24 protein-coding genes are annotated in these 24,203 nt (G+C 68.1%); 17 read left to right on the forward strand and 7 right to left on the reverse strand.

Going from position 1 to position 24,203, the window contains the following annotated elements:
• Positions 1–12 precede the first annotated feature (12 nt).
• Positions 13–270 carry an acyl carrier protein gene (locus tag ACH492_RS03570; protein ID WP_398982306.1) on the forward strand — a complete coding sequence of 86 codons (258 nt, stop codon included), beginning with the start codon at positions 13–15 and terminating at the stop codon, positions 268–270.
• The gene (locus ACH492_RS03575) at positions 267–1,457 is read left to right on the forward strand and encodes an acyl-CoA dehydrogenase family protein (protein WP_398982308.1); all 1,191 of its coding nucleotides are present in this window, start codon (positions 267–269) and stop codon (positions 1,455–1,457) included. Before ACH492_RS03570 ends, ACH492_RS03575 begins: the two co-directional genes overlap by 4 nt.
• 88 nt (positions 1,458–1,545) lie before the next feature.
• Here the strand turns inward: ACH492_RS03575 and ACH492_RS03580 are convergent, their stop codons facing one another.
• Complete coding sequence (locus tag ACH492_RS03580; RefSeq protein ID WP_398982310.1) at positions 1,546–2,763, reverse strand: beta-ketoacyl synthase N-terminal-like domain-containing protein; 1,218 nt, start codon at positions 2,761–2,763, stop codon at positions 1,546–1,548.
• Positions 2,760–4,028, reverse strand: a complete 1,269-nt coding sequence (locus ACH492_RS03585; RefSeq protein WP_398982312.1) for a beta-ketoacyl-[acyl-carrier-protein] synthase family protein — start codon at positions 4,026–4,028, stop codon at positions 2,760–2,762. Before ACH492_RS03585 ends, ACH492_RS03580 begins: the two co-directional genes overlap by 4 nt.
• 236 nt (positions 4,029–4,264) lie before the next feature.
• On the opposite strand from ACH492_RS03585, the gene ACH492_RS03590 reads away from it, so the two are divergent.
• From ACH492_RS03590 to ACH492_RS03610, 5 genes are all read left to right on the forward strand, one after another.
• The gene (locus tag ACH492_RS03590) at positions 4,265–4,732 is read left to right on the forward strand and encodes an SRPBCC family protein (protein ID WP_398982314.1); all 468 of its coding nucleotides are present in this window, start codon (positions 4,265–4,267) and stop codon (positions 4,730–4,732) included.
• Positions 4,733–4,779: 47 nt separating this feature from the next.
• Positions 4,780–5,676 carry an MBL fold metallo-hydrolase gene (locus ACH492_RS03595; protein ID WP_398982316.1) on the forward strand — a complete coding sequence of 299 codons (897 nt, stop codon included), beginning with the start codon at positions 4,780–4,782 and terminating at the stop codon, positions 5,674–5,676.
• Positions 5,677–5,722: 46 nt separating this feature from the next.
• Positions 5,723–6,502 carry an SDR family NAD(P)-dependent oxidoreductase gene (locus ACH492_RS03600; RefSeq protein WP_398982318.1) on the forward strand — a complete coding sequence of 260 codons (780 nt, stop codon included), beginning with the start codon at positions 5,723–5,725 and terminating at the stop codon, positions 6,500–6,502.
• Positions 6,503–7,006: 504 nt separating this feature from the next.
• On the forward strand, positions 7,007–7,846 hold the full coding sequence (locus ACH492_RS03605) for a BTAD domain-containing putative transcriptional regulator (protein ID WP_398982320.1): 840 nt from the start codon (positions 7,007–7,009) through the stop codon (positions 7,844–7,846).
• Entirely contained in the window at positions 7,834–8,256 is a 423-nt protein-coding gene (locus ACH492_RS03610) for a nuclear transport factor 2 family protein (RefSeq protein WP_398982322.1), read from the forward strand. The genes ACH492_RS03605 and ACH492_RS03610 overlap by 13 nt, the downstream gene beginning before the upstream one ends.
• Positions 8,257–8,274: 18 nt before the next feature.
• Here the strand turns inward: ACH492_RS03610 and ACH492_RS03615 are convergent, their stop codons facing one another.
• A complete protein-coding gene (locus ACH492_RS03615; RefSeq protein WP_398982324.1) occupies positions 8,275–8,772 on the reverse strand; it encodes a hypothetical protein in 498 nt (165 codons plus the stop codon).
• A gap of 572 nt (positions 8,773–9,344) precedes the next feature.
• Between ACH492_RS03615 and ACH492_RS03620 the strand changes: the two genes are divergently transcribed.
• Positions 9,345–9,626: a hypothetical protein gene (locus tag ACH492_RS03620; protein ID WP_398982326.1), complete on the forward strand. Its 282-nt coding sequence runs from the start codon at positions 9,345–9,347 to the stop codon at positions 9,624–9,626.
• Positions 9,627–9,690: 64 nt separating this feature from the next.
• The gene (locus ACH492_RS03625; RefSeq protein ID WP_398982327.1) at positions 9,691–10,833 is read left to right on the forward strand and encodes a glycosyltransferase; all 1,143 of its coding nucleotides are present in this window, start codon (positions 9,691–9,693) and stop codon (positions 10,831–10,833) included.
• A gap of 59 nt (positions 10,834–10,892) precedes the next feature.
• On the opposite strand, the gene ACH492_RS03630 is transcribed toward ACH492_RS03625, so the two are convergent.
• Positions 10,893–12,011: a DegT/DnrJ/EryC1/StrS family aminotransferase gene (locus tag ACH492_RS03630; RefSeq protein WP_398982329.1), complete on the reverse strand. Its 1,119-nt coding sequence runs from the start codon at positions 12,009–12,011 to the stop codon at positions 10,893–10,895.
• On the reverse strand, positions 12,008–12,973 hold the full coding sequence (locus ACH492_RS03635) for an NAD-dependent epimerase/dehydratase family protein (RefSeq protein ID WP_398982331.1): 966 nt from the start codon (positions 12,971–12,973) through the stop codon (positions 12,008–12,010). The genes ACH492_RS03630 and ACH492_RS03635 overlap by 4 nt, the downstream gene beginning before the upstream one ends.
• 172 nt (positions 12,974–13,145) lie before the next feature.
• Between ACH492_RS03635 and ACH492_RS03640 the strand changes: the two genes are divergently transcribed.
• On the forward strand, positions 13,146–13,859 hold the full coding sequence (locus tag ACH492_RS03640; RefSeq protein ID WP_398982333.1) for a class I SAM-dependent DNA methyltransferase: 714 nt from the start codon (positions 13,146–13,148) through the stop codon (positions 13,857–13,859).
• Positions 13,860–13,971: 112 nt separating this feature from the next.
• A complete protein-coding gene (locus ACH492_RS03645; protein WP_398982335.1) occupies positions 13,972–14,622 on the forward strand; it encodes an FMN-dependent NADH-azoreductase in 651 nt (216 codons plus the stop codon).
• 16 nt (positions 14,623–14,638) lie between these two features.
• Here ACH492_RS03645 and ACH492_RS03650 read toward each other — a convergent pair whose 3' ends face one another.
• Positions 14,639–15,607 (reverse strand): helix-turn-helix transcriptional regulator, encoded by a 969-nt coding sequence (locus ACH492_RS03650; RefSeq protein ID WP_398982337.1) that lies wholly within the window; start codon positions 15,605–15,607, stop codon positions 14,639–14,641.
• Positions 15,608–15,688: 81 nt separating this feature from the next.
• Here ACH492_RS03650 and ACH492_RS03655 point away from each other — a divergent pair, with 81 nt between their 5' ends.
• The 5 genes from ACH492_RS03655 (at position 15,689) to ACH492_RS03675 (ending at position 22,332) form a co-directional block, all read left to right on the forward strand.
• Positions 15,689–16,513, forward strand: a complete 825-nt coding sequence (locus tag ACH492_RS03655; RefSeq protein WP_398982339.1) for an SDR family oxidoreductase — start codon at positions 15,689–15,691, stop codon at positions 16,511–16,513.
• A gap of 199 nt (positions 16,514–16,712) precedes the next feature.
• Complete coding sequence (locus tag ACH492_RS03660) at positions 16,713–18,203, forward strand: NDP-hexose 2,3-dehydratase family protein (RefSeq protein ID WP_398982341.1); 1,491 nt, start codon at positions 16,713–16,715, stop codon at positions 18,201–18,203.
• 32 nt (positions 18,204–18,235) lie between these two features.
• On the forward strand, positions 18,236–18,571 hold the full coding sequence (locus tag ACH492_RS03665) for an antibiotic biosynthesis monooxygenase family protein (protein WP_398982343.1): 336 nt from the start codon (positions 18,236–18,238) through the stop codon (positions 18,569–18,571).
• 58 nt (positions 18,572–18,629) lie between these two features.
• Positions 18,630–19,952 (forward strand): crotonyl-CoA carboxylase/reductase, encoded by a 1,323-nt coding sequence (gene ccrA / locus ACH492_RS03670; protein WP_398982345.1) that lies wholly within the window; start codon positions 18,630–18,632, stop codon positions 19,950–19,952.
• A 115-nt stretch (positions 19,953–20,067) separates the two neighbouring features.
• Positions 20,068–22,332 (forward strand): ATP-binding cassette domain-containing protein, encoded by a 2,265-nt coding sequence (locus ACH492_RS03675; RefSeq protein WP_398982347.1) that lies wholly within the window; start codon positions 20,068–20,070, stop codon positions 22,330–22,332.
• A 34-nt stretch (positions 22,333–22,366) separates the two neighbouring features.
• Here the strand turns inward: ACH492_RS03675 and ACH492_RS03680 are convergent, their stop codons facing one another.
• The gene (locus ACH492_RS03680; RefSeq protein WP_398982349.1) at positions 22,367–23,083 is read right to left on the reverse strand and encodes a 4'-phosphopantetheinyl transferase family protein; all 717 of its coding nucleotides are present in this window, start codon (positions 23,081–23,083) and stop codon (positions 22,367–22,369) included.
• A gap of 272 nt (positions 23,084–23,355) precedes the next feature.
• Here ACH492_RS03680 and ACH492_RS03685 point away from each other — a divergent pair, with 272 nt between their 5' ends.
• A complete protein-coding gene (locus ACH492_RS03685; RefSeq protein ID WP_398982351.1) occupies positions 23,356–24,150 on the forward strand; it encodes a VOC family protein in 795 nt (264 codons plus the stop codon).
• Positions 24,151–24,203 lie beyond the last annotated feature (53 nt).

Raw genomic sequence — 24,203 nt, forward strand, 5'->3', positions numbered from 1 at the left:
AAGGTTGCTTCCATGGCCGAGTTGACGATCGACGACCTCAAGGGTTTCCTGCTGCGCGCGGTGGGCGAGGACGAGAGCATCGACCTGTCCGGTGACATCCTGGACACCCAGCTGGTCGATCTGGGCTTCGACTCGCTCGCCGTCATCGCGACGACGAGCAGTCTGGAGCAGCATTTCCAGATCAAGCTCGAGGACTCGGACGCCTCGGACATCGAGACGCCCAGGGACTTCCTCGACATCTTCAACCGCCAGCTGGCTCAGGCCGCGTGACCGGCACCGCTTCACCCGACGCCGCGTCACGAGCAGCCGAACTACTCGGCCGCGTACGGTCGTTCGTGCACGCGGAGATCCTGCCGAAGCCGGACCACTTCGACCAACTGCCCGCGGCGCCCACCCCCGAGTCCGCCCGGCTGGCCGAAGCCGGGCTGGCGAACTGGTGGATCCCCGCCGAGTACGGCGGTGCCGGAGTGTCCCTGCGGGACAGTGTGGACATCGTCTCGGAGCTGTCGTACGGCGACGCCGGATTCGCCTTCGGCTCCTTCCTGTCGATCCTGGGCACCACCATGCTCCAGCTTTGCGGCGAGGAGTCCCTTGTACGCCCCCATCTGGAGCGCATGGCGAGTGAGGGCGGCGTCCTCGGGATCCTCGCCAGCGAGGAGGAGGCGGGAAGCGAACTCGGCCGGATCACCACCGGATACAGGCGCGACGGCGGGAAGGTGGTCATCAGCGGGGACAAGTACTTCTCCACCAACACCGATGCCGCCGACCTGCTGCTGGTGGTCGCCCGGGACGCCGACGACGACGCGGTGTTCAGCGTGATCCTGGTGCCCCGTGAGACCGCCGGCGTGGAGATCGTCAAACGCTGGGACATGATCGGGATGCGGGGCTCGGCCACGTATCAGGTCCGATTGCGCGACTGCGTGGTGCCGGCTGAGTACTGCCTGCGCGGAAACGGTCTGAGGAACCTTGAGATCGGGCTGAACGCCAGCCGGATCCTCATCGCCTCAACCGCCATCGGCCTGGCCCGCCAGGTCAGGGACCTGTCGATGGAGTACGCGTCGGTGAAGCAGGTGCACGGCGCTCCGCTCGTCCGCAACGCGGTCTTCGCCGGCAAGCTCGGCCAGATCGAGATGCTGATCGACGTCATGCGCAACCAGTGCCGCGCGGCCGCGGCGGAGTTCGACAGCTATATGGCGCAGGCCGACCCGGCGTCCGCCATGTACCGGATCGGCACGCTGCGTTCGGCTCTGGCGGCGAAGATGTACTGCGGCCAGGCCGCCTGGCAGGTGGCGACCATCGGTTCGGAGATGTTCGGCGGTCTGGGCTACACCCATGACCACCCCATCGGGAAACTGGTGCGCGATCTGCGGTACGTCGGCCTGGTCGAAGGCGGCGACGACGTCGTCCGGGATCTGCTCTTCACCCGGTACGTCGTACCGACCGGAAAGCGGCGCTGAGCGGCAGGACCGGACGGTCGCGCAGCGGCGGATCCACAAAGGCCCGGGGGCCCGGCTCGATCGAGCCGGGCCCCCGGGCGTGTGACCGTCACGGCTTGGTGAGCACCATGGCCGACGCGAACCCGCCGTGGCCCCGGGCCAGCACCAGTGCCGAGCGCACCTCCTGCGTGCGCGGCTCGCCGACGACGAGGTCGATCCTGGGGTCGACCGCCGTACGATCCAGCTCGGGCACCGGGGGAACGACGCCGTCGCGCATGCTGAGCAGCGCGGTCACGACATCGAGGGCAGCACCGCCGGACATCATCCGGCCCACGAGTGCCTTCGGCGCGCTCACCGGAACCCGCCGGGTGCCGAACAGTGTGGTCAGCGCGTCGGCTTCGGCCCGGTCGAGGGGTACGCTGCCGGCGGCATCGGCGAATACCACGTCTATGTCCTCCGCCGCCGTTCCGGAATCGGCCAGCGCCGCCCGCGCGGCCCGCCGCAGGCCGTCACCGGAGGAACCCGCCGCGTCCGGGTCGAAGGTCGCCGCATGGCCCGCCACCACACCGTGGACGGTGCGGGCACCCCGCTCGGCCGCACCCTCCCTGGACTCCAGGACGAGCACGGCCCCGCCCTCGCCCGGTACGAAACCCGAGGACGAGGAGTGGAACGGCAGATACGCGCGCTCGGGATCGTCGCTCCGGCTCACCCCGGTGGCAGCTGAGACGGTCGAGACGCCATAGGGGCACAGCATGCTGTCGAACCCGCCGGTGACCATGACAGGAGTCCCCTTGCGCACGCGCCTGCGGGCGAACGCGATCGAGTCGAGGCCGCCGGCCTGCTCCGAGACGACCACTCCGCCAGGGCCCCGCATTCCGTTCCTGATCGAGATCTGGCCGGTGTTGACCGCGTAATACCAGGCGAACGACATATAGGGGCTCACTGACTCCCAGCCGGTGCCCCACAGCTGCTGGAGCTGCTGCTGACCGAACTCCAGGCCGCCGGTGGCACTGGAGACGGCGACCCCGGCCGCGAACTCCGGCAGCGCTGCGGGGTCGACCTCCGCGTCGGCCAGCGCCGTGTCGGCGCACATCATGGCGAGCTGTGTCAGCCGGTCCGTCTGCGGGACCAGCTTCTTCGGGAAGGTGCGCTCGGCATCGAACTGGGGTATCTCGGCAGCCAGCCGTACCGGATAGCGAGCCGCGTCGAACCGGCTGATGGGCCGGATCGCCGAGACGCCCTTCAGGGTGGCTGCCCAGTAGGTCTCGATTCCCACTCCGTTCGGTGCGACCACGTCGACACCGGTGACAACGACGTCCTGCTTCATGATGCGGTCCGCTCCAAACTGGTCAGTACCATCGCGCTCTGGAAACCCCCGAAGCCGCTGCCGACGGTGAGCACTGCGTCGAGCTGCTTCTCGCGGGCCGTGTTCGGCACGTAGTCCAGGTCGCACTCGGGGTCCGGTTCGTGCAGATTGGCCGTGGGTACGACGACGCCGTTGCGCATTGACAGGGCGCAGGCCGCGATCTCCAGCGATCCGATCGCACCGAGCGAGTGGCCGATCATGGCTTTGATCCCGCTCATCGGTGTGCTGTAGGCGTGCTCCCCGAGGCTCCTCTTGACCGCGGCCGTCTCGTGGCGGTCGTTCTGCTTTGTGCCGGAACCGTGGGCGTTGACGTAGTCGATGTCATCGGGATTCACCCGGGCTTCGTCCATCGCCAGGTCGATGGCCTCTGACATCTCCCGGCCATCCGCCTTCAGCCCGGTCATGTGAAAGGCGTTGCAGCGCGAGGCGTAGCCGGACACCTGTGCGTAGATGGTCGCGCCGCGGCGCCTGGCGTGCTCGTACTCCTCCAGAATCAGTACCGCCGCGCCTTCGCCGAGGATCAGGCCCGTTCTCGTCCGGTCGAACGGCCGACAGGCGGTGGCCGGGTCGTCGTTGCGGGCGGACGTGGCCCTGATGACGTCGAAGCAGGTCACGGTGATCGGGGAGATCGGCGCGTCGGTCGCCCCGGTGACCATGACATCGGCCTCACCGTCCCGGATCAGCTCAGCGGCGTACCCGACCGAGTCGATGCCTGAGGTGCAGCCGGTCGAGACGACCGTCGCGGGCCCCAGGGCGCCGCTGGTCCGGGCGACTTCGGCGGCGATGGAACTCGGCAGGAAGTAGTCGTACAGGTGCGGCACGGCGAACGACGGGTCGACCACCCAGTCCCGGCCGCCGTTGGACAGAACGGAGTACTCCCGCTCCATGGTTGTGGTGCCGCCGACGGCACTGCCGACGGCCACACCTGTGCGCTCCGCGAGCGCGCCGTCGAGCTCCAGGCCACTGTCGGCGAGAGCCTCCCCGGCCGCGACCATGGCCAGTTGGGAGACCCTGTCGGTACGGCGGACCTCCTGGGGGGTCAGCCCGAGCGCGAGGGGGTCGAAGTCGCATTCGGCCGCGACCCGGCACCGGTGCTTACTCGCGTCGAACTGTGTGATCGTGCGTGTCGCTGTCCTGCCATCGGCGAGAAGCTGCCAGAAGGGCGCCCTTCCGATGCCTCCGGGCGCGACGACGCCGATTCCGGTGATGACTGCCCTGCGGGCCATGAGTCTCCTTCGCGGTGACGGTGGATCAGGTTCCGCCGGCCGGCATCGGGGACGTGCCGGTGCGGCACCACTCGGGACGGACCGTGCGTGCCCGCCAGCGTGCGTGCTGCCCCTCGATTCGTGGTCCAGGCAAGTTGGAATGCGAGGGAGCGGGGTTCGAGCCGTGCTCCACACGAGATCGAGCTGTAGTGATGACGGTGGCCGCACTCACTCAGCATCCGTGCGGAAGGATGGCCATGCCGGAGAGTCCAATTCCCGATGTACGCAAGTCGATCGAGGTCAAGGCCGATGCCCGGCGTTGCTTCGAGGTGTTCACCGAGCGGATGGCCGACTGGTGGCCGCCGTCGCACGTACTGGTCACCCGGCCCCGCGCCGGTCTGGCCATGGAGCCGCGGGCCGGCGGCCGGTACTACGAGTGGGATGTCGACGGCCTCGAGATCGACTGGGGCCGGGTACTCGTGTGGGAGCCCCCGTTCCGGCTGCGGCTGACGTGGCGGATCGACGGCCGCTGGCAGTCCATTCCGGACGACGAGCGCGCCAGCGAGATAGAGGTCGTCTTCACCCCCGCCGGGCCCGGCACGACCCGTGTGGAGTTGGCCCATGTCCGCCTGGACAAGCACGGCGCGGATGCGGAACGCATCTTCAAGGCGCTGGACGGGCCGAGCCCCGGCGAGACACTCCAGCGGTTCTCGGACGCCGTGTGATGGCTGTGGCTCCGAGCAGAGGGAGCGAGGGCGGTACAACAGGGGCATTGCCTCAACTGCGCGAGCTGGCCGAGGGCGTGTACGCGTACGAGCAGGCTCCCGGCGGGTGGTGTCTCAACAACGCCGGGCTGATCGCCTCTGGCGGCAAGGCCGTGCTCGTCGACACCGTGGCGACCCAGGCGCGCGCACGTCGCCTCCGGGAGGAGGTGGAGCGCATCGCGCCCGGGGGACCGGATGCTGTGGTCAACACCCACTTTCACGGTGACCATGTGTTCGGCAACAGCCAGTTCGTGCCCCGTGCGAGCGTGATCGCCCACGAACTCACCCGTTCCGACATGGCGGAGGCGGGTCTCGCACTGTGCCATCTGTGGCCCGACGTCGATTGGGGCGAACCCGAACTCACCCTGCCCGACGTGACGTTCCGGGACCGCCTCACCCTGCGGCTCGGGGAGCTGACCGTCGAACTGGCACAGGTCGGCCCTGCGCACACGGCGAGCGATGTCGTCGCCTGGGTGCCGCGGCGAAAGGTGCTGTTCACCGGGGACGTCGTGTGGTCGGGTGTCACACCGTACGTCCTGATGGGGTCCGTCGAGGGATCGCTGCGGGCCCTCGCCGAACTGCGGAAGCTGGGCCCGGACATCGTTGTGCCGGGCCACGGTCCCGCCGGGAACGCGGAGATGCTGGAAGCCACCGAGTCGTATCTGCGCTGGATCCGCAAACTGGCCGAGGACGGCAGGCGGGCGGGCCGGTCCGCGCTGGAGTCGGCCAGGGCGGCAGACCTCGGACCCTACGCCGCCCTCGTCGACCCGGAGCGTCTTGTCGGCAATCTGCACCGCGCCTACGCAGAACTCGACGGCCTCGCGCCCGGCGAGCGGATCGACGTGGCCTCCTCGTTCCGGGAGATGGTCGAGTTCCACGGCCGTCTGCCTCACTGCGCCGCCTGACCCGGTACCCGGGCACCCACGGTGCCGCTGACCAGAGAGAGGAATCATGACCAGCCAGAAAACTGCCTTCATCACCGGAGTCAGCAGCGGGATCGGCCTAGCGACGGCCCGCACCCTCGCCCGCCAGGGCATCACCGTCTTCGGTTGCGCACGTGACGAGAAGAACGTCGCCGCCGTGGTGGACGAGCTGCGCGACGGCGGCTTCGAGGCGGACGGCATTTCCTGCGATGTCACCTCCACCCAGCAGATCCGCGCCGCGGTGGCTGCCGCGGCCGACCGGTTCGGCCGGATAGACATCCTCGTCAACAATGCCGGCCGCGGTGGCGGCGGGGAAATCGCCGACCTCGACGAGGACTTGTGGCTCGAGGTGCTCAACACCAACCTGAACAGCGTCTTCCGGGTGACCAAGGAGGTGCTGCGGGCCGGCGGCATGCTCGACTCCGGTTGGGGGCGGATCGTCAACATCGCTTCGACTGCCGGGAAGCAGGGTGTGATGTTCGCCGCACCATATACAGCCTCGAAGCACGGGGTCGTGGGCTTCACCAAGTCGGTGGGCTTCGAGCTGGCCGCGCGGGGCATCACGGTGAACGCGGTGTGCCCCGGTTACGTGGAGACGCCCATGGCTGTGCGGGTACGGCAGGGCTACGCCGCCCACTGGGAGATCAGCGAGCAAGAGGTGCTGGAGAAGTTCAACGCCAAGATACCGCTGGGCCGTTACTCGACGCCTGAGGAGGTCGCCGGCCTGGTCGGCTACCTGGTGACGGACTCCGCCGCCTCCATCACTGCCCAGGCGCTCAATGTCTGCGGAGGGCTGGGCAACTACTGACGCGCGGCGGGCCCCCGCGGCTGGGCCCGCACCCGGTCCGGTCGGGCGCGGGCCCAGGGACTCCGTGTCCCCGTAGGGCTGTCCGCGCTCACCGGGCCCACCACCTGCGGCGCTGCTCAAGATGCCCATAACCAGACGGGTCTAGTCAGATTCAAGTTGTGTGGCTGAATATGCGGAGCGTTTAGTTGATTATTCGAGCGGCCTGATTGGCTGTTCGAGCAGATTGGTTGACCAGGCAGTCAAAGCGTACATAGGCTGACGCAACTGGTCCTGTTGACCGCAGGGCACAGATCAGGGGGTGCGTAATCCAGGGCACTCGTCGCTTGAGCCGAGCGATGATGTTACCTGTGGAAAGTTCGCCACTGTCTGACGGTGACCGTATGGAAGATGCACTCCATTTCGTGGGGGAGTTTCGTGAGTATACGTCTTCTGGGAGAGTTGAACGCCACTTTAAACGGACGGTCGGTGACGCCCACCGCCGCTAAGCCTCGTCAAGTCCTGGCCTTGCTCGCTCTGAGCGCCGGGCGCATCGTTTCCGTACCGACGCTCATCGAGGAACTGTGGGGTGACCGCCCCCCGATGAGCGTACGGACGACACTGCAGACCTACATCCTCCAGCTGCGCAGGCTGATCGACTCGGCACTGCCTGTCGGCTCACGGGTCAGGGCCAAGGATGTCCTTGTCACCCGCTTCGACGGCTACCTGCTCGACATAGCGCCTGAGGATGTCGACGTACGCGTCTACGAACAGCTCGTGGACGCCGGCAACCGGGCCATCGAGGACGCCGAGTACGAAGCGGCGTCCAGGTACCTCGGCATGGCGCTGGCCCAGTGGCAGGGCCACGCGCTGGCCGACGTGCGGGTCGGTATGCCGCTCAGCATCGAGGTGGCCAGGCTCGATGAGAGCAGGCTCAACGTGCTGGAAAGCCGTATAGGGGTGGACATACGGCTCGGTCGGCACTACGCCGTGCTCAGCGAGCTCACGGTGTTGACCGCCAAACACCCGATGCATGAGAACCTCTGCGCCCACCACATGGTCTCGCTGTACCGGGCCGGCCGGCAGTCTCAGGCCCTGGAGGTGTTCAGGACCCTGCGCGAGACCCTGAACGCGGAGCTCGGAGTCGAGCCCTCGAACCGGCTGCAGAACCTGCAGCAGGCGGTGCTGCGTTCCGAGCTCGACCTGGACGCATCGCCGCTGGTACGGCAGTACCGGACGCCGCAAGTCCCGGCTGTCGTGACATCCGGATCCGGATGGGGAACACCCCAGGACGACCTGACGGTCGACGACCCGGGCATGCCGGCACACATCGTGACGAGGAATGGGGATGGCGGATGGCGGAGGTAGGCGCTGACCTGTACGTGGAGGTCCTGCGGTACTACGCCCAGCAGATGAGTCTGCTGGACGCACAGGACATCGAGGCGTACGTCGGCACGTTCACCGAGCAGGGCGTGACTCACCATGTCCACCGCGGGCAGAAGCTGGAAGGCAGGGCCGCGATGCTCGCCCATGCCCGCCAGGCGCTGCCCCGCTACCGCGACGTCGTCGTCCGTCACTGGAACGACAACTATCTGATGAACGAGGCCGACGACGGCTCCATCACCGTGGCCTACGGGTCTCTGGTGACGCTCACCGAGGCGGAAGGCCGAGTCAGGTTCGAGTCGACCTACGCCGTCACCGATGTCTTGGTGCGCGTGGACGGCCGCCTGCGGGCGGAATCCCGGACGATCGTCCGGGACCAGCCGGCCGCAGGCTGACGGGCCAGGCCCGATGGGTCAGCAGGACACCGTCCTGCTCTTCCGGCGCATCTTGGATGTGGCGGTGAAGGTGTTCTGCTCGTTCCAGTCGGCGTCGTAGAAGGCCCCGTCACCCACCGTGGTGAACACATTGTTCCGCAGGGTGGCGTTGTGAGTGGCGCGGAGATAGCCCGTAGTTGTGCCCGCGCCGTCGAAGAATCGTTCCGTCACCTTGAAGGTGAAGGTGTTCGGACCGGTGCTCTGCCAGGTGCCCTGCCCCTCGACGCCTCCATCGGGTCCGGGGGGTGGGGTCAGCAGGCACACCTTCCCGTTCGCGTGGAACGACATCGTGGCCTCGACCTGACCAGTTGGGAAGGTCACCATGCCGGTCCACACGCCGATCGGAGCAGCACGGTGCGTGCCGACGGCCGCATCGCGCGAAGCGGCGGGCGTTGTGACAGCGCCGGCGGCCTGCGGCATCAGGAGAGTGAGGCCGAGCACGCCGGCGAGGGTAAGAACGCCAAGTTTCCGACTCATCGTCAGGTATCCGTTCCCGGTCCATGGCGGACCGCTCAGACAGCAACACGTGGGTGGGGGCGGTCCCGCGGTGGCCAGTTCTCTCGCCCACGCTGCAGGGAAGCGCCGTGCCGATACGCTGAGGGCCGGCGCTATGGGTGGCCTGGATTCCGCCTCGACCGGTGCCGTGACGTGGACGTCGGCCCTGCGGATGCCCGCTTTCCCAGCTGCTCGATGGCTGCTTTTCGCCGCTTTCCGGATGATCGATCGGATACGAATCGGCAGCCGACATGAGCCGTTCATTGCCTGCGCTTTGCATGCACCCGTATGTGCTCCGGGGTGAGAAGCGCCACTTACGGCCACCGCCAGGGGTCGTACTCCGGCTACCGGTCCGGCGGTATTCGACCTGTTGTCCAGTGCGCCGACCGGAGAATGGGAACCGGCCCGATCCCGGGGACGACGGCGATTTATCTGCGGCTGCCGAGCAATCGGGGACAAAAGCTGGCCGCGAATGGTCCTACCGTGTCGAGCGCCCCGACCGAAGCCATCGGGCTTCCACCGCGAACTCGCCTGACGTGGGTGATGGAGGAGTAGTGCCGAATGCGATCGTCGCCGAGGGGCGGAAAGGGAATTCCGGCACCAATACCGCGCTGGGCGGTCTGGACCCCGGCCGGACCAACGGCGACGCGGTCAGCAACCTCCTGGTGATCGTCCTCGCGTCGCTGACCGGTCTGGGCAACGCCGTGCGCCGGCCCGGCCCGGACGTATGGCCGCTGCAGAACCCGGCCCTGGCGTCGTTCCTGTGGGTGGCCCTCATTCTCGCGATCTTCGTACCCATGGCCATCCACCGGTACCAGAAGGCCGTGAGTCAGTAATCCGTGGGCCGCCGGGCACGGCGCCCGCCGTGGCCCCCGGTCCTTGATGAGCTAAGGAGAAACCATGCGATTCCTGTTCATCGCCGGGGGCGGTGCTGCGCCTGTACACGCCAGCGCGCCGCTCGCGTCGGCGGCGAGGACGGCCGGCCACGACGTCATCGTGGCCGCGCCGGAGGAGAACCTCGACCTCATCAACGGCCTCGGCCTGCCCGCCTGTGGGGTGACCCAGCTGGGCATGGCGGACGCAATACTCAAGGACAGGGAGGGCAACTGGCTGGCGATGCCCACCTCCGAGGACAACGAGATGGACTTCGCGGGGCGGGGCTTCGCCCGTCTCTCGGCTGCGAGCCTCCAGGGCACGGAGGAGCTGGCCGAGCGGTGGAAGCCTGATGTGGTGATCGGCGGGGAGTACAACTTCGCCGGCCCGCTGGTCGCACACCGGTTCGGTCTTCCGCTGGTCCGCCACACCTGGGCCATCTATGACCGTACCGACGTCGACTGGCAGGGCGCCACGGATGAACTGCGCCCGGAACTCTCCCGGTTCGGTCTGGACGCCATCCCCGACCCGAACATGTTCGTCGACATCACTCCGCCCAGCGTGCGGCCGGACCACGCCGAACCCGCGCAGCCCATGCGCTGGACCGCCGGCAACCCGCAGATCCCGCTGCAGCCGTGGATGTACGCCAAGGGCGACCGTCCCCGGGTGCTGATCACGTCCGGCTCGCGGAGCGTGTTCATCCCGGCGCTGGGCATGGACTTCTTCCGGCCCCTGCTGGACAACCCGCTGCTGGGCAAGGGTGACGTGGAGATCGTCGTGGCGACGTCGGAACCGCTCGCTTCGCAGATCCGGGCCGAATACCCGGACGTCAAGGCCGGATTCGTACCCCTCGACGTGATCGCGCCGACCACGGATGTTGCGGTGCACCACGGCGGTGGCGTCACGGTGATGACCCTGCTGAGCGCCGGGGTCCCGCAACTGGTCCTCCCGGAGATCCAGTACTCGGCGATCCCGATGCGCCGGGTGGACGAATACGGGGCCTCGGTCACCATGGCGTCGCACCACGAGCCGCCCGAGGACGTCGCGGCCGAGATCTCGAAGCTGCTGTCCGACACCTCCTACCGGGAGCGTGCACGCGGGCTCGCCGACGAGATCGCCGGTCTGCCTGCCCCGGCGGAGGTGATCAAGGCGATCGAGGCACTCGTCTGAAGCCCTTCATGACGGCAGGGCCCACCCCGCACCGGGTGGGCCCTGCCGTCATGTGTGACTCAGAGGGCGAGTACGGCCTCCCGTACGGCTGAGATCACCTTGTCCTGGAGGCCGGCCGACAGAGAGGGATACATGGGAAGCGAGAAGATCTCGCCGGCCAGCCGTTCGGTGACCGGCAGCGATCCCGTGCCGTAGCCGAGGTGCGCGAAGCCGGAATTGGTGTGCACCGGCCAGGGATAGCTGATGTTCAGTGAGATGTCGTAGCGCTTGAGTGCCTCGATGATCTCGTCCCGCCGGGGATGCCGCACCACATAGACGTAGTACACATGGTCGTTGCCCTCGTTCGTGGCAGGCAGCAGCAGACCGCGGTCGGCGAGATCGCCCAGACCCTGTTCGTAGCGCTCCGCCACGGTGCGCCGGCCCGCGATGTAGCCGTCAAGTCTGCGCAGCTTCCGGCGCAGGATCTCCGCCTGCACCTCGTCCAGACGGCTGTTGTGTCCGGGGGTCCGCACCACGTAGTAGGTCTTCTCCATGCCGTAGTAGCGCAGCCGCCGCATGTCGGCGTCGATCTCGTCGTCCGAGGTGATCACCGCTCCGCCGTCGCCGTAGGCGCCCAGCACCTTGGTCGGGTAGAAGGAGAACGCGGCCGCGTCGCCCATGGTGCCCGCGGGTTTGCCGTGGTGACGTGCGCCGTGCGCCTGGGCGCAGTCCTCCAGGATCACCAGCCCGTGCCGGTCGGCGAGTTCGCGAAGCGGCGCCATGTCGACGCACTGCCCGTAGAGATGTACGGGCAGCAGGGCCTTGGTGCGCGGTGTGATGGCCGCGGCCACCTGCTCGGTGTCCATGAGGAAGTCCTGCTCACGGATGTCGACGAACACCGGTGTGGCCCCGGTGCCGTCGATGGCCACTACCGTGGGCGCCGCGGTGTTCGAGACGGTGATCACCTCGTCCCCGGGGCCGACGCCCAGGGCCTGCAGGCCGAGCTTGACCGCGTTGGTGCCGTTGTCCACTCCGGTGCAGTGCGCCACCCCGTGGTAATCGGCGAACTCGCGCTCGAAGCCGCCGACACTCGGCCCGAGCACCAGATTGCCGGAGCGGAACACCGTGTCGACGGCGTCGAGCAGATCTTCGCGCTCCGCCTCGTACTCCGGCAGATAGTCCCAGACATAAGTGGTCATGCCGACGGTTCTCCCTTTTGCGTCGTGATGTGTTGTCGCTCGATGAACTCGTGCCAGTACGCCTCCACCGCATCGGCGAGCGGCCTGCGTGGCCGCCAGCCGAGCAGCCGCTCGGCCGGTCCGATGTCCACCCGCGACCAGGTCTCGGTGGAGTGCTGCTTGCCCGACCCCTTGCGCTCCACGACGGCGGCGGGCAGCCGGCTGCGCTCGATCAGCAGGTCGACCATGGCCCGCACCGGCGTACTCTCGCCGCTGCCTATGTCGACCAGCTCGCCGGACACCTTCGACGCCGTGGCGGCCACCACGGCGTCTGCGACGTCGCGGACGTCCACGTAGTCGCGGTGGGCCAGCAGGGGGTCGAGCATGACCACCGCCGGGCGCCCGCCCGCCGCCAGGAGCTGGCCGGCGACCTGGCCGAGCAGGCTCACGTCCGGGCTGCCCGGGCCCGCGAGATTGCTGACCCGCAGCACCATGCCCTCCAGTTCGCCCGCGTGTATCCGCTCCAGCACCGCCTGCGTCGCCGCCAGCTTCGCCCGGCCGTACGCACTGGTCGGCCGCGCCACCGTGGCGGCTCCCGCGGTACTGCCGGCCCTCATCCGGCCGTACTCCAGCACCGAGCCGAGATGGACCATCCGGGGCCGCTCGGACAGCAGCGCCAGCGCGTCCAGCAGACGCAGCGTCGGGACGGCGGCGGCCTTCCACATCTGCTCATCGGTGCGCCCCCAGATACTGCCGACGGTGTTGACGACCACCGTGGGCCGGATCTCGTCCAGGTCCTTCGCCAACTCCTGTGGCGACAGCTGGACGAGGTCGCGTGCGAGGAACCGCCCGGGAATGGCGTCGACCGGCGGCCTGCGGGCCACGACGACGACGTCGAAGCCGCGTTCGCCGAGGGCCACGCACACATGCCGCCCGAGGAAACCCGTACCGCCCAGGACGACGACCCTGCCGTTTGCGGACATGGTGTCCTTTCCTTCGCTTCCTTCGCTCAAGAACCAAGCACTGCGTGACGGCATCGTGGACCGCCTCGATCGGGACTCGCTCAAGCCCCGGCCGGGTTCCAGCGGCGCTCGACGGCGGAGGGGGAGTCTGCAGGGACCTGGGCACCACCACCGCCGCAACGGAGGAGTTGGTATGTACGGCGCCGAGTCGGCGAAGATTTACTACGCGCAGCACACCGCGCGGGGCAAGGACTATCTCGCGGAGGCCGAGGTGGTCGCCGAACAGATCCGCAAGCGTTTCCCGGGGGCCTCCTCCGTGCTGGACGTGGCCTGTGGGACTGGCGGACATCTCAAACCGTTCACCGAACTCATCGGTCCGACGGAGGGCGTCGATCTCTCCGAGCCGATGCTGGAGATCGCACGAGCCGATGTGCCGGACATCCCGCTGCACATAGGTGACATGCGCTCGTTCAGCCTCGGCTGCACCTTCGATTCTCTGACCTGCCTGTTCGCCTCGATCGGCTATGTGGAGTCCGTCGACGAGCTGAACCAAGCACTCAGCTGCTTCGCCCAGCACGTCGTGCCCGGGGGAGTGGTCGCGGTCGAGCCGTGGTGGTTCCCCGAGACCTATGTCGACCGCTGGGTGTCCAGCGATGTCGTTGAGTGGGAGGGCACCACCATCGCCAGGGTCGCCCACACCGTTCGCGAGGGCGATACGTCGCAGATGCAGGTCCACTACCTGCTGGCCTCGTCGAGCGACGGCGTCCGGCATGTGTGCGAAGTGCACCGCGCCATGCTCTTCACCCGCAAGCAGTACGAGACGGCCTTCGAACAGGCCGGTCTGCGGCCCGAGTACGTCCCTGGCGTGCTGTCCGGCCGCGGTCTTTTCGTCGGCGTCCGCATGTGACCCCGCCCCGCACGCAAGCCGCACTCTGACCGGGTTCGAGCGCGGTACCGCACCATGCGTCCACCACGAGCGCCACTGCACGGCGTTCATCGCCCTACATGAGAGGTATCCCGTGGCCCAGCTGCTGCACATCGACTCTTCGCCCTCGCTGTACTCCGTGTCGCGCAAGCTCGCCGGTTCCTTCCGCGAGGTGTGGGGCAAGGAACAGCCCCACGCGACGGTCGCCTACCGCGACCTCGCCGCGGCCCCGGTACCCCACTTGGACACCGACGCGGTCGTCACCCTCCTCAACGAGCCGGAGACCGACAGCCAGCGCGCGGCAGCCGCGCTGCACGACGAACTCGTGGAGGAGATCCTGTCCGCGGACGCGCTGCTGATCAGTGCGCCGATGCACAACTGGACCATCCCCTCGCACCTCAAGGCGTGGCTGGACCAGTCGTTGCTGATGGGCCGTACGCTGCCCTACGACCCGAGTGCCAACCCCCTGGCGGGACGCCCGGCCACGGTGGTGCTGGCCTACGGCGGCGACTACAGCCCCGGCTCGCCCGATCATGCGATGGACCACTGCGGGCCGTATCTGCGGACCGTCCTCGAGAAGGTCCTCGGTTACCAGTTGGAGATCATCACCGCGTCCTACACCGTCACGCCGTACACCTCCCAGGACCCGGTGGAGCTGGAGAAGGCAGCCACCTCGCTCCAGATGGCGGAGGCAGCGGTGCTGGAGCGCGCCAAGTCCGTCGCCGCTCTGCCGGCCCGGGCCTGACCGGCCGGGACCGGCCTCAGGGGCAACCCTCCGGCCAGGCCGCCCGCTGAAGGCGTGTGGTCAGCGTCCGGAGGTGCTCCACCAGCTCGGGCGGTTCGTGCACCACGAAATCGAAACCGAACGCGGCCACCCACACCGCCAGATGGTCCAGGCTGTCCGAGCCGATCCGCAGAAGGCATGTCTCGTCGTCGATGGGTTCCACCGACCCGAGCGTGGATGGAACCTCATCGGCCACCTCCACCGCCGATCCATGCATGGTGAGCACCGCCCGGTAGCGGAACTGGGCGGTGTTCCGGCCCGTGGCGAAGTAGCTCGCCAGATCCTCGGTGGGAAGCGGCCTCGGGCTGAACCTCGGTCCCATGGGAATGCGAATCGTCAGCCGGTCGACCCGGAACCTCCGCCAGTCCGACCTCTGTGTGTCCCAGGCGAAGAGGTACCACCGCCGCGCGTCAAGGACCATCCGGTATGGCTCCACGTCACGCACGGTCCGCGCCCCGTCGTACGACTCGTAGTCGAACCGCAGCCGTTCGCGGTCGCGCACCGCAGAGGCGATCGCGCTCAGTGTCGACGGATCGACCTTACGGCCGGGCATCGGCATGGTCACCAGCGCCGCGCTGAGCGTGTTGACCTGGTGACGCAGCCGCGACGGCAGCACCTGGTCCAGCTTCGCCAGGGCCCGTACCGAAGTCTCGGCGATGCCTGTGACCGCGCCTCCGGCCGCCGTGCGCAGCCCGACCGCCACGGCGATCGCCTCCTCGTCGTCGAGCAGCAGCGGGGGCAGTGACGCGCCGGCGCCCAGTTGGTAACCGCCTCCGACGCCACCGATCGCATTGATCGGATAACCCAGCGTCCGCAGCTTCTCGACATCGCGGCGTACGGTCCGCGGGCTCACGCCGAGACGGTCGGACAGCTCCGTACCCGACCAGTCCCGATGTGTCTGTAGCAGGGCGAGTAGACGAAGCAGCCGGGCCGAGGTTTCCAACATGGCGAGAGTTTCGCACTCAACGCGGTCAGGCGTTGACCGCGAATGCTCCTAGCGTCTGCCTCAGGACGGAAGGAGATTTCCATGACCATTCTTGTCGCCGGCGCCACAGGTAACGTCGGACGCCCCCTCGTCGAGCAGTTGCTCGCCTCCGGGCAGCAGGTTCGTGCACTCACTCGCAATCCGCAGAAGGCGAATCTCCCCGCCGGGGCCGAGGCGGTGGCCGGCAACCTGGCAGATACCGCCAGCCTGGCCAAGGCCTTCGACGGAGTAACCGCCGCGCACCTGATCAGCTTCAACGGCGAGGACTTCTCGCCGCTGACCAATGGCGCGGAGATCGTTGCCCTGGCGCAGAAGGCAGGAGTGCGCAGGGTGACCGTGCTCAAGGGCGACACGGAGAAGAGCCCGCTGGAGCAGGCCATCGAGGCCAGCGGCCTGGAGTGGACGCACCTCTCGCCGGTGGAGTTCATGTCCAACGCCCTCGAGTGGGCGGAGTCCGTGAAGACCGAGGGTGTCATCCGTGAGGCGTTCGCCGAGGCCAAGAGCGCCATGGTGCACGAGGCGGACATCGCCGCCGTCGCCGCGGTCGCGCTGACCGCCGACGGCCACGCGGAGCAGGAGTACTGGATTACCGGCCCCCAGGCGCTGACGCCCCCGGAGAAGGTGCGCACTATTGCCGAGGCCCTCGGCCGCGAGGTGCGGTACATCGAGCTGTCCAGGGACGAGATCGTCGAGCAGTGGCGCCAGACCGGCTACGCGGACGAGGACATCGAGTTCTTCCTGATGATGCGGACGAACCCGCCCGAGGCCGGTTACACCGTGCTGCCCACGGTGGAGAAGGTAACGGGCAAGCCCGCGCGCACCTTCGCCCAGTGGGTGCGTGAGAACGCCGCGGCGTTCAGCGCCTGACCGCAGGCGCCGTCAGGCTACCGGACCGGATCCGGGCGGGTCCCCACCCGCCCGGCTCCCCGGTTCGACTGCCCTGGCACCCGGGCGCCGGTACGGCCGGCCCTGACCGTTCGAGCACGGCTGGAGGCTATGTCGAGCCCCCGGGACGACCGTGGCGGGAAACCCTGCCGAGCGATCAGGCACTCCTGGGAGCCCCGCCTTGACGACATTTTTCCCGACGGCCGGACTGCGAGGGCAGGATCACGGGGACACCGTGCCCCTGCAGATCGCGAGATCCGCAACGGCGACGTCCGGACTCTTCCCCGATTTCGGCCGCTTCGACCAGTGGCTCGCCGACCAGAAACGGCATTCGTCCATGGAGGTACGGGTCATCCCGCTGGACGAGCTCGCCGGCTGGCACACCGATCCGGTGACCGGCAACATCGCGCACGAGTCCGGGCGTTTCTTCTCCGTGGAGGGCCTGGACGTACGGATCCCGGAGGCGCCTGTCAGCAGGTGGCAGCAGCCGATCCTCAACCAGCCCGAGGTGGGCATACTCGGCATCCTGGCCAAGGAGTTCGACGGAGTCCTGCACTTCCTGATGCAGGCCAAGATCGAGCCGGGAAACCACAACGGACTCCAGTTGTCGCCGACCGTGCAGGCCACCCGCAGCAACTTCACCCGCGTGCACCGCGGCGCGCGGGTGCCCTATCTCGACTACTTCCGCGACACCTCGCGCCACCATGTGCTCGCGGATGTCCGGCAGTCCGAGCAGGGTTCCTGGTTCCATCGCAAGCGCAACCGCAACATGGTGGTGCGCGTGGAAGTGGACGTCGAACTGCGGGACGGCTTCTGCTGGCTGACGCTCGGTCAGCTGCACCGGCTCCTCGCTGCCGACGACCTGGTGAACATGGACGCCCGCACCGCGCTGTCCTGCCTGCCCTTCGCCGGCACCGGGCTGTCAGGTGCCTACGGCAGCACGGTCGCGAGCCCGTTCACCTCCTCTCTCGTCCGGTCCTGCGAGCCCGAGGCGGCCGAACCGCACACCATGAGCGCCCTGCTCGGCTGGATCACCGAGGTCCGCTCGGGGCTCGACAGCCACGCAGAGCGCATACCGATGCGGGACGTAGGGGGCTGGCGGCGCGCGGACGGCAGGATAGCCCGTGCCGACGGCGCGTTCTTCAGCGTCGTCGGGGTCCGGGTGTCGGCTGTCGGCCGGGAGGTCCGCACCTGGTCCCAGCCCATGATCCAGCCCTGCGACGAAGGCGTGTGCGCCTTCCTCGTGAAGGAGACCGACGGGGTGCTGCAGGTGCTCGTACAGGCGAAGGCCGAGCCGGGATTCGTCGACGTCGTCGAACTCGCTCCCACCGTGCAGTGCACCCCGTCGAACCACGACGCGCTGCCGGGCGGCGAACGCCCGCCGTATCTGACCGAGGTGCTGGACGCCCGCCCGGAGCAGATCCGGTTCGACGCCGTGCACTCGGAGGAGGGCGGCCGGTTCTTCCACGCGCGCAACCGCTACCAAGTGGTGGAGGTCGCGGAGGACTTCGACGCCGGTCGTCCTGGCTACCGGTGGGTGACGCTGGCCCAGCTGTCCGCCCTGCTGCGCCACAGCCACTACCTCAATGTGGAGGCCCGCAGCCTGGTCGCCTGCCTGCACGCGCTGTCCGCCCGACCTCGACCGGCCTTCAAGAGCGCCGCCGAAGACTGATCGCCATCCTCACACCGCACAAGGAGACCACCATGGCCAACCAGGGCGACCGCGCGGGCAATGTCACCTTCGTCAACAGGTTCACGGTCGCCGGCGAACCGGACGACTTCGAGAAGGTCTTCGCCCGCATCGCCGAGTTCATGACGGCGCAGCCGGGCATTCTGGGCTACACCCTGTCCCGGCACGTCGACGACCCGAAGCGTTACGTGAACATCGCTCGCTGGGAGAACGTCCAGGCGCTGCGGGCCGCGGTTGCCGAGCCGGACTTCCAGGAGCACGTCCGGGAGCTGCGCCAGCTGGCCGAGAGCGAATCAGAGCTGTACGTCGAGCGGCAGCGCTACCTCGACGAGAACACCCCCGCGTCGTGACCGCCGGCGTCGTGCCGTGCGCGGGCACCGAGCGGACCGCCCGAGAGGAGCGACAGCCATGGACGCCTTGAGCGAAGCGGTACTGGCAGGGGCGCCGGCCCAGGACCTGGCGAACACGCCCCTGCCCGCGGCGTACACAGCGGCACATCTGCGGATGGAGGACGTCGGCATCTTCGACGGCGTCGCCGACAAGGACGTACGCAAGTCGCTGCACGTCGGCGAAGTACCCATGCCCGAACTGGCTCCCGACGAGGTGCTGGTGGCGGTGATGGCGAGTGCCATCAACTACAACACCGTCTGGTCGGCGACCTTCGAACCGCTGCCGACCTTCGGCTTCCTCACCCGTCTAGGGCGACAGGGCGGCTTCGCCGCGCGGCACGACCTTCCGTACCACGTCGTCGGATCCGACGGGGCGGGCGTCGTGGTGCGTACCGGTGCCGCCGTCAGCCGCTGGGGCGTCGGCGACCACGTCGTGGTCAGCTGCGTGCAGGTGGATGACCACGAGCCGGCGACGCATGCCGACGCCATGCTGGGCTCGGAACAGCGGATCTGGGGCTACGAGACCAACTTCGGCGGACTCGGCCACTTCGCCGTCGTGAAAGCGAGCCAGCTGCTGTCCAAGCCGGGCCATCTGACCTGGGAAGAGGCGGCCGGCACGTTGCTCACGGCAGCCACGTCCTACCGGATGCTGATCAGCGACAAGGGCGCCCGGATCAAGCTGGGTGACGTGGTGCTGATCTGGGGCGCGACCGGGGGCCTCGGCGCCTTTGCCGTGCAACTGGTCAAGCAGGCAGGCGGCATTCCTATCGGCGTGGTCGGTTCGCAGGAGAAGGCCCGTGCATTGCGCGCGCTCGGTTGCGACGTGGTCCTCGACCGGTCGGAACTCGGAGTGGGCACCGCCGTTACAGGGGACGAGATCATCGAGCAGGGCAAGCGCTTGGGACGCGCCATTCGCCAGGCGGTCGGCGAAGACCCCAGCGTGGTGTTCGACTACGTCGGCCGGGCCACATTCGGCATTTCGGTGTTCGTCGTGCGTCGCGGAGGAACCGTGGTCACCTGCGGCTCCACCACGGGGTACCAGCACGAGTACGACAACCGCTATCTGTGGATGCACTCGAAGCGCATCGTCGGCAGCCACGCGGCCAATCTCATGGAACAGGCGGAGTGCAACCGTCTGTTCGGACTCGGCAAGCTCGTACCGGTGCTCTCCGAGGTCCACCCGCTGGACGACGTGGGTGAAGCGGCCCGGCTGGTGCAGCTGAACCAGCACATCGGCAAGGTCGGGGTCCTGTGTCTGGCCCCGGGGGAGGGACTCGGAGTGACCGACCCCGAACTCCGCTCGAAGATCGGCGAGGCCGCACTCAATCCGCTGAGGCGATAATGAGGAAGGGCGGTGCGGCGGGGCAGATTCTCCCACCCGCCGCCGACCCAACTCATATAGCGGAATTGCCCGTTCCAGCAGCGCGACTCGACTAGTTTTCGGTACCGTTCCGGGTATGGGAGAGAATGAAGACCGTATCCTCATTGTCGGTGCGCGTGAGAACAACCTCAAAGACGTGACACTGCGGTTACCGAAGAATCAAATCACTGTTTTCACCGGGGTATCCGGATCGGGAAAGTCCTCCATCGTATTCGACACCGTGGCCGTGGAGGCACAGCGGCAACTGAACGGTACTTTCAGCTGGTTCATCCGCAACCAGCTGCCCAAGTACCAGCGGCCACACGCGGACATGATCAGCAACCTCACGGCTCCGGTCGTCGTGGACCAGAAGCCGGTCGGCGGCAACGCCCGCTCGACGGTGGGCACGATGACCGACATCTACTCGAGCATACGGGTGCTTTTCTCCCGCCATGGCACGCCGTACAACCCGCCTTCCGTCTACTCCTTCAACGACCCCCAGGGCATGTGCCTCGAATGCGACGGCCTCGGACAGGCACGCCGTGTCGACGTGGAGCGCATGCTTGATCGTACGAAGTCGCTCGACGAAGGCGCGATACAGCTTCCCACTCACAAGGTGGGAAGCATGGACTGGCAGCTGTACGGCAATTCCGGCCACTTCGACAACGCGAAGCGGCTCAGCGACTACACCGATGACGAGTGGCACATGCTGACCCACGGCAGCGGCGACAAAGTCACGGTGAGCACCGCGAACAGTACCGCGGCACTGAACTACGAAGGCGTCGTGGCCCGCTTCGCCCGCACCAATCTCAAGCGCGATCTGAGCTCACTGAGCGAGCGGGGCCGGGCCAACGTCGAACGATTCATCACCCTGGGCGACTGCACGGCCTGCGAGGGTGCACGGCTGAACCCGAAGGCACTCGCCACGAAGATCGGCCCGCACACCATCGCCGACTGGTCCCGCATGGAAGTCAGCGACCTGATCGACGTCCTCGCCACCATCGACGATCCGGTGGCGACACCGATCGCCGACGGCATCAGCACGGCCCTTCAGCGGATCTCGGCGATCGGCCTCGGCTATCTGTCCCTGGACCGGCAGACCACCTCGCTCTCCGGCGGCGAGGCGCAGCGGCTGAAGATGGTGCGCCACCTGAGCAGCAGCCTCGTCGGCATGACCTTCATCTTCGACGAGCCGAGCACCGGTCTGCATCCCCGGGACGTCGGCCGGCTCAACGACCTGCTGCGGGAGCTGCGGGACAAGGGCAACACGGTCCTGGTCGTCGAGCACGACCCCGACGTCATCGAGATCGCCGACCATGTCGTCGATGTCGGTCCGCGCGCCGGTGTGCACGGCGGCGAGATCGTTTTCGAAGGCCCGTTCACGGAGCTCAAGGAGGCAGATACGCTCACCGGCGCCGGCCTGCGCCGGACCGGTTCGGTCAAGGACCCCGTGCGCGCGGCGACCGGGAACCTGCTGATCGAGGGCGCCGGTCTGCACAATCTGAAGAACGTCTCGGTGAGTCTTCCCACCGGTGTGCTGACGGCCGTCACCGGCGTCGCCGGCTCGGGCAAGAGCTCGTTGGTCGCCGGAGCCTTCATGAGCGCCTACCCGGAGACGATCTACGTCGACCAGTCGGCCATCAAGGCGTCCTCCCGGTCCACGCCGGCAAGTCACCTCGACGTGATGGACTCCATCCGCAAGCTCTTCGCCAAGGCGAGCGGGGCGCAGGCCGGCCTGTTCAGCTTCAACTCCGCGGGCGCCTGTGACGAGTGCAAGGGCCGCGGTGAGATCGTCACCGAACTGGCGTACATGGATCCCGTGCGCACGCACTGCGATTCGTGCGACGGCCGCAGGTTCAAAGAGAACGTGCTGGCGTACCAGCTGCGCGGCAAGTCCATCGCGGACGTACTCGAACTGCCCGCGGAACAGGCCGTCGAGTTCTTCACCGAGCGCGAGGTGCACCAGAAGCTGGCCGGACTGCTCGACGTGGGCCTGGACTATCTCACCCTGGGCCAGTCGCTGAGCACACTGTCGGGCGGTGAACGCCAGCGCCTGAAGCTCGTCGGCCAGTTGCACCGCTCCGGCAGTGTCTACGTACTCGACGAGCCGACGACCGGACTGCACATGTCGGACGTCGACACCATCGTCGCGCTGTTGAACCGGCTGGTGGACCGGGGCAATACGGTCATCGTCATCGAGCACAACCTCGACATCGTCCGGCAGGCCGACTGGGTCATCGACCTCGGCCCGGACGGCGGAAAGCACGGCGGCGAGGTGGTCTTCACCGGCACACCGACGGAACTGCTGAAGGCGGACGGTTCCGCGACCGGCGAGTACCTGCGCCGCTACTGCACCGCCTGATCCCGCACGGGTCACGCCGCTCCTCGTTCCCGGCTCACCAAGAACGAGGAGCGGCGTGACCCGCCTCCGCTCCGGTGTGCAGGGCCACTGCGGCCGCGTAACCGGCATCCGGCACGACCACGTCCGCCAGCCACCAGCCGGCGGGGTGCCGTGCCGCCGAACCGATGTGATCCGTCGCGAGACCGCGGCTCAGCCCCGTGCCCAGGGCCTTCAGATACGCCTCCTTGCGAGCCCATAGCCGAGTGAACGCGGCGCCTCTGGCATCCTCGGGAAGTGCGTGCAGCTCGCGGATCTCCTCGGGATGCAGGGTGCCGAGCACGCTGTCGACGGCCGCCCGCGCGGTCACCACCCGCTCCACGTCCGCGCCGACAGGCGTACGAGCGAACGCGAGCAGCGCGAACTGCCCGCTGTGCGAGAGCGAGAAGTGCACCGGGTCGCCGGGCACGGCCGGCCTGCCGTGCGGCCCCCCACACCCCGGGCAGGGTTTGCGTACAAGCTCCACGTCCGCGGGTGCCACCCGCAGATACGCGCCCAGCAGAAGCCTCAGCGCGACATGGGCGCAGACGTACCGATCCCGGTCGGCGGCCTGCCGGAACCTAGCGAGCCGCGCCTGCTCCTGACCATCCAGCACACCCGGCGCTGCCCGCCACGCGGCCGCACGGCAGTCCATGACGTCCACGGCCCAGAGCTGAGGTCCGGCGAACGCCGAGGGCGACGGCACCTGCTCGTCGAACGGCCCAGGCCGCAGCATCGCGGGGCGCAGGGGCAGATCTGCCCCTCTCGCTCCTACCGAAGAGGGCGTCACGGCTGACTTCACGGCTTCATCCCAGGTCGCCCGCCTCGCACCCGCCTCGACGACCGCTGGATGAGGTACTGGATGAGGTAGACGTGTGGACTTCGGAGTTGGAGTCGCTGCTGGGCCCAGCGGGATTTCGTGTACCGGGCCGACTCTGGATGCGCCGGTGCGGGATCGGTAGCAGACTCGGGGACGTCAGACAGCGGGATCCCCCAAAGGAGCGCACCATGCTCACCACCCGTTTCGTCACAGGCACCCCGAACTGGCTCGATCTCGGCACGCCCGACATCGAGGCGGCGAACGCCTTCTACGGCGGCCTGTTCGGCTGGACTTTCCAGTCGGCGGGCCCCGAGGCCGGCGGCTACGGCATGTACCAGCTGGACGGCAAGACCGTCGCGGGCGGCATGACGGTCGGCCCCGAGCAGGGTGGTCCGGGCTGGACCATCTACTTCCAGTCGCCGGACGCCGACGCCACGGCCAAGGCGGTCGAGCAGGGCGGTGGCGCGGTGCTGTTCGAGCCGATGGACGTCTTCGACATGGGCCGCATGGCGGTCTTCACCGACCCGGCGGGCGCGGGCTTCGCGACATGGCAGCCGGGCCGGATCAAGGGCCTCGACGTCGTCAACGATCCGAACACGCTGTGCTGGGCGGAGCTGTACACCGACGACCCGGGCGCGGGTCTCAACTTCTACAGCGGAATCTTCGGCTGGGAGACATCGACGATGCCGCTGCCGGACGGTACGGGCTCGTACACGATGGTCAACCCGGCGGGCGCGGGCGCGGAGGCGATGTTCGGCGGCATCGTCCCACTGGCCGCGGACCCGGTGGAGACGGACGGTCCCTACTGGCTGCCGTACTTCGAGGTCGAGGACTGCGACGCGTCGGTGGCCAGGGCGCAGCAGCTGGGCGGCAAGGTCAGGCTGGCACCGGTCGACATGGAGGGCGTGGGCCGCTTCGCCAAGCTGGCGGACCCGGCGGGCGCGCGCTTCGCGGTGATGCAGGGGGTGCAGACGGAGGCCTGATGCAGGGAGTGCAGACGGACGGCTGATGCGGGGGCGGTGGCCGAAAACCATGG

This window comes from Streptomyces sp. NPDC019443 (genome assembly GCF_044389785.1).
In the GTDB taxonomy this organism is placed as follows: domain Bacteria; phylum Actinomycetota; class Actinomycetes; order Streptomycetales; family Streptomycetaceae; genus Streptomyces.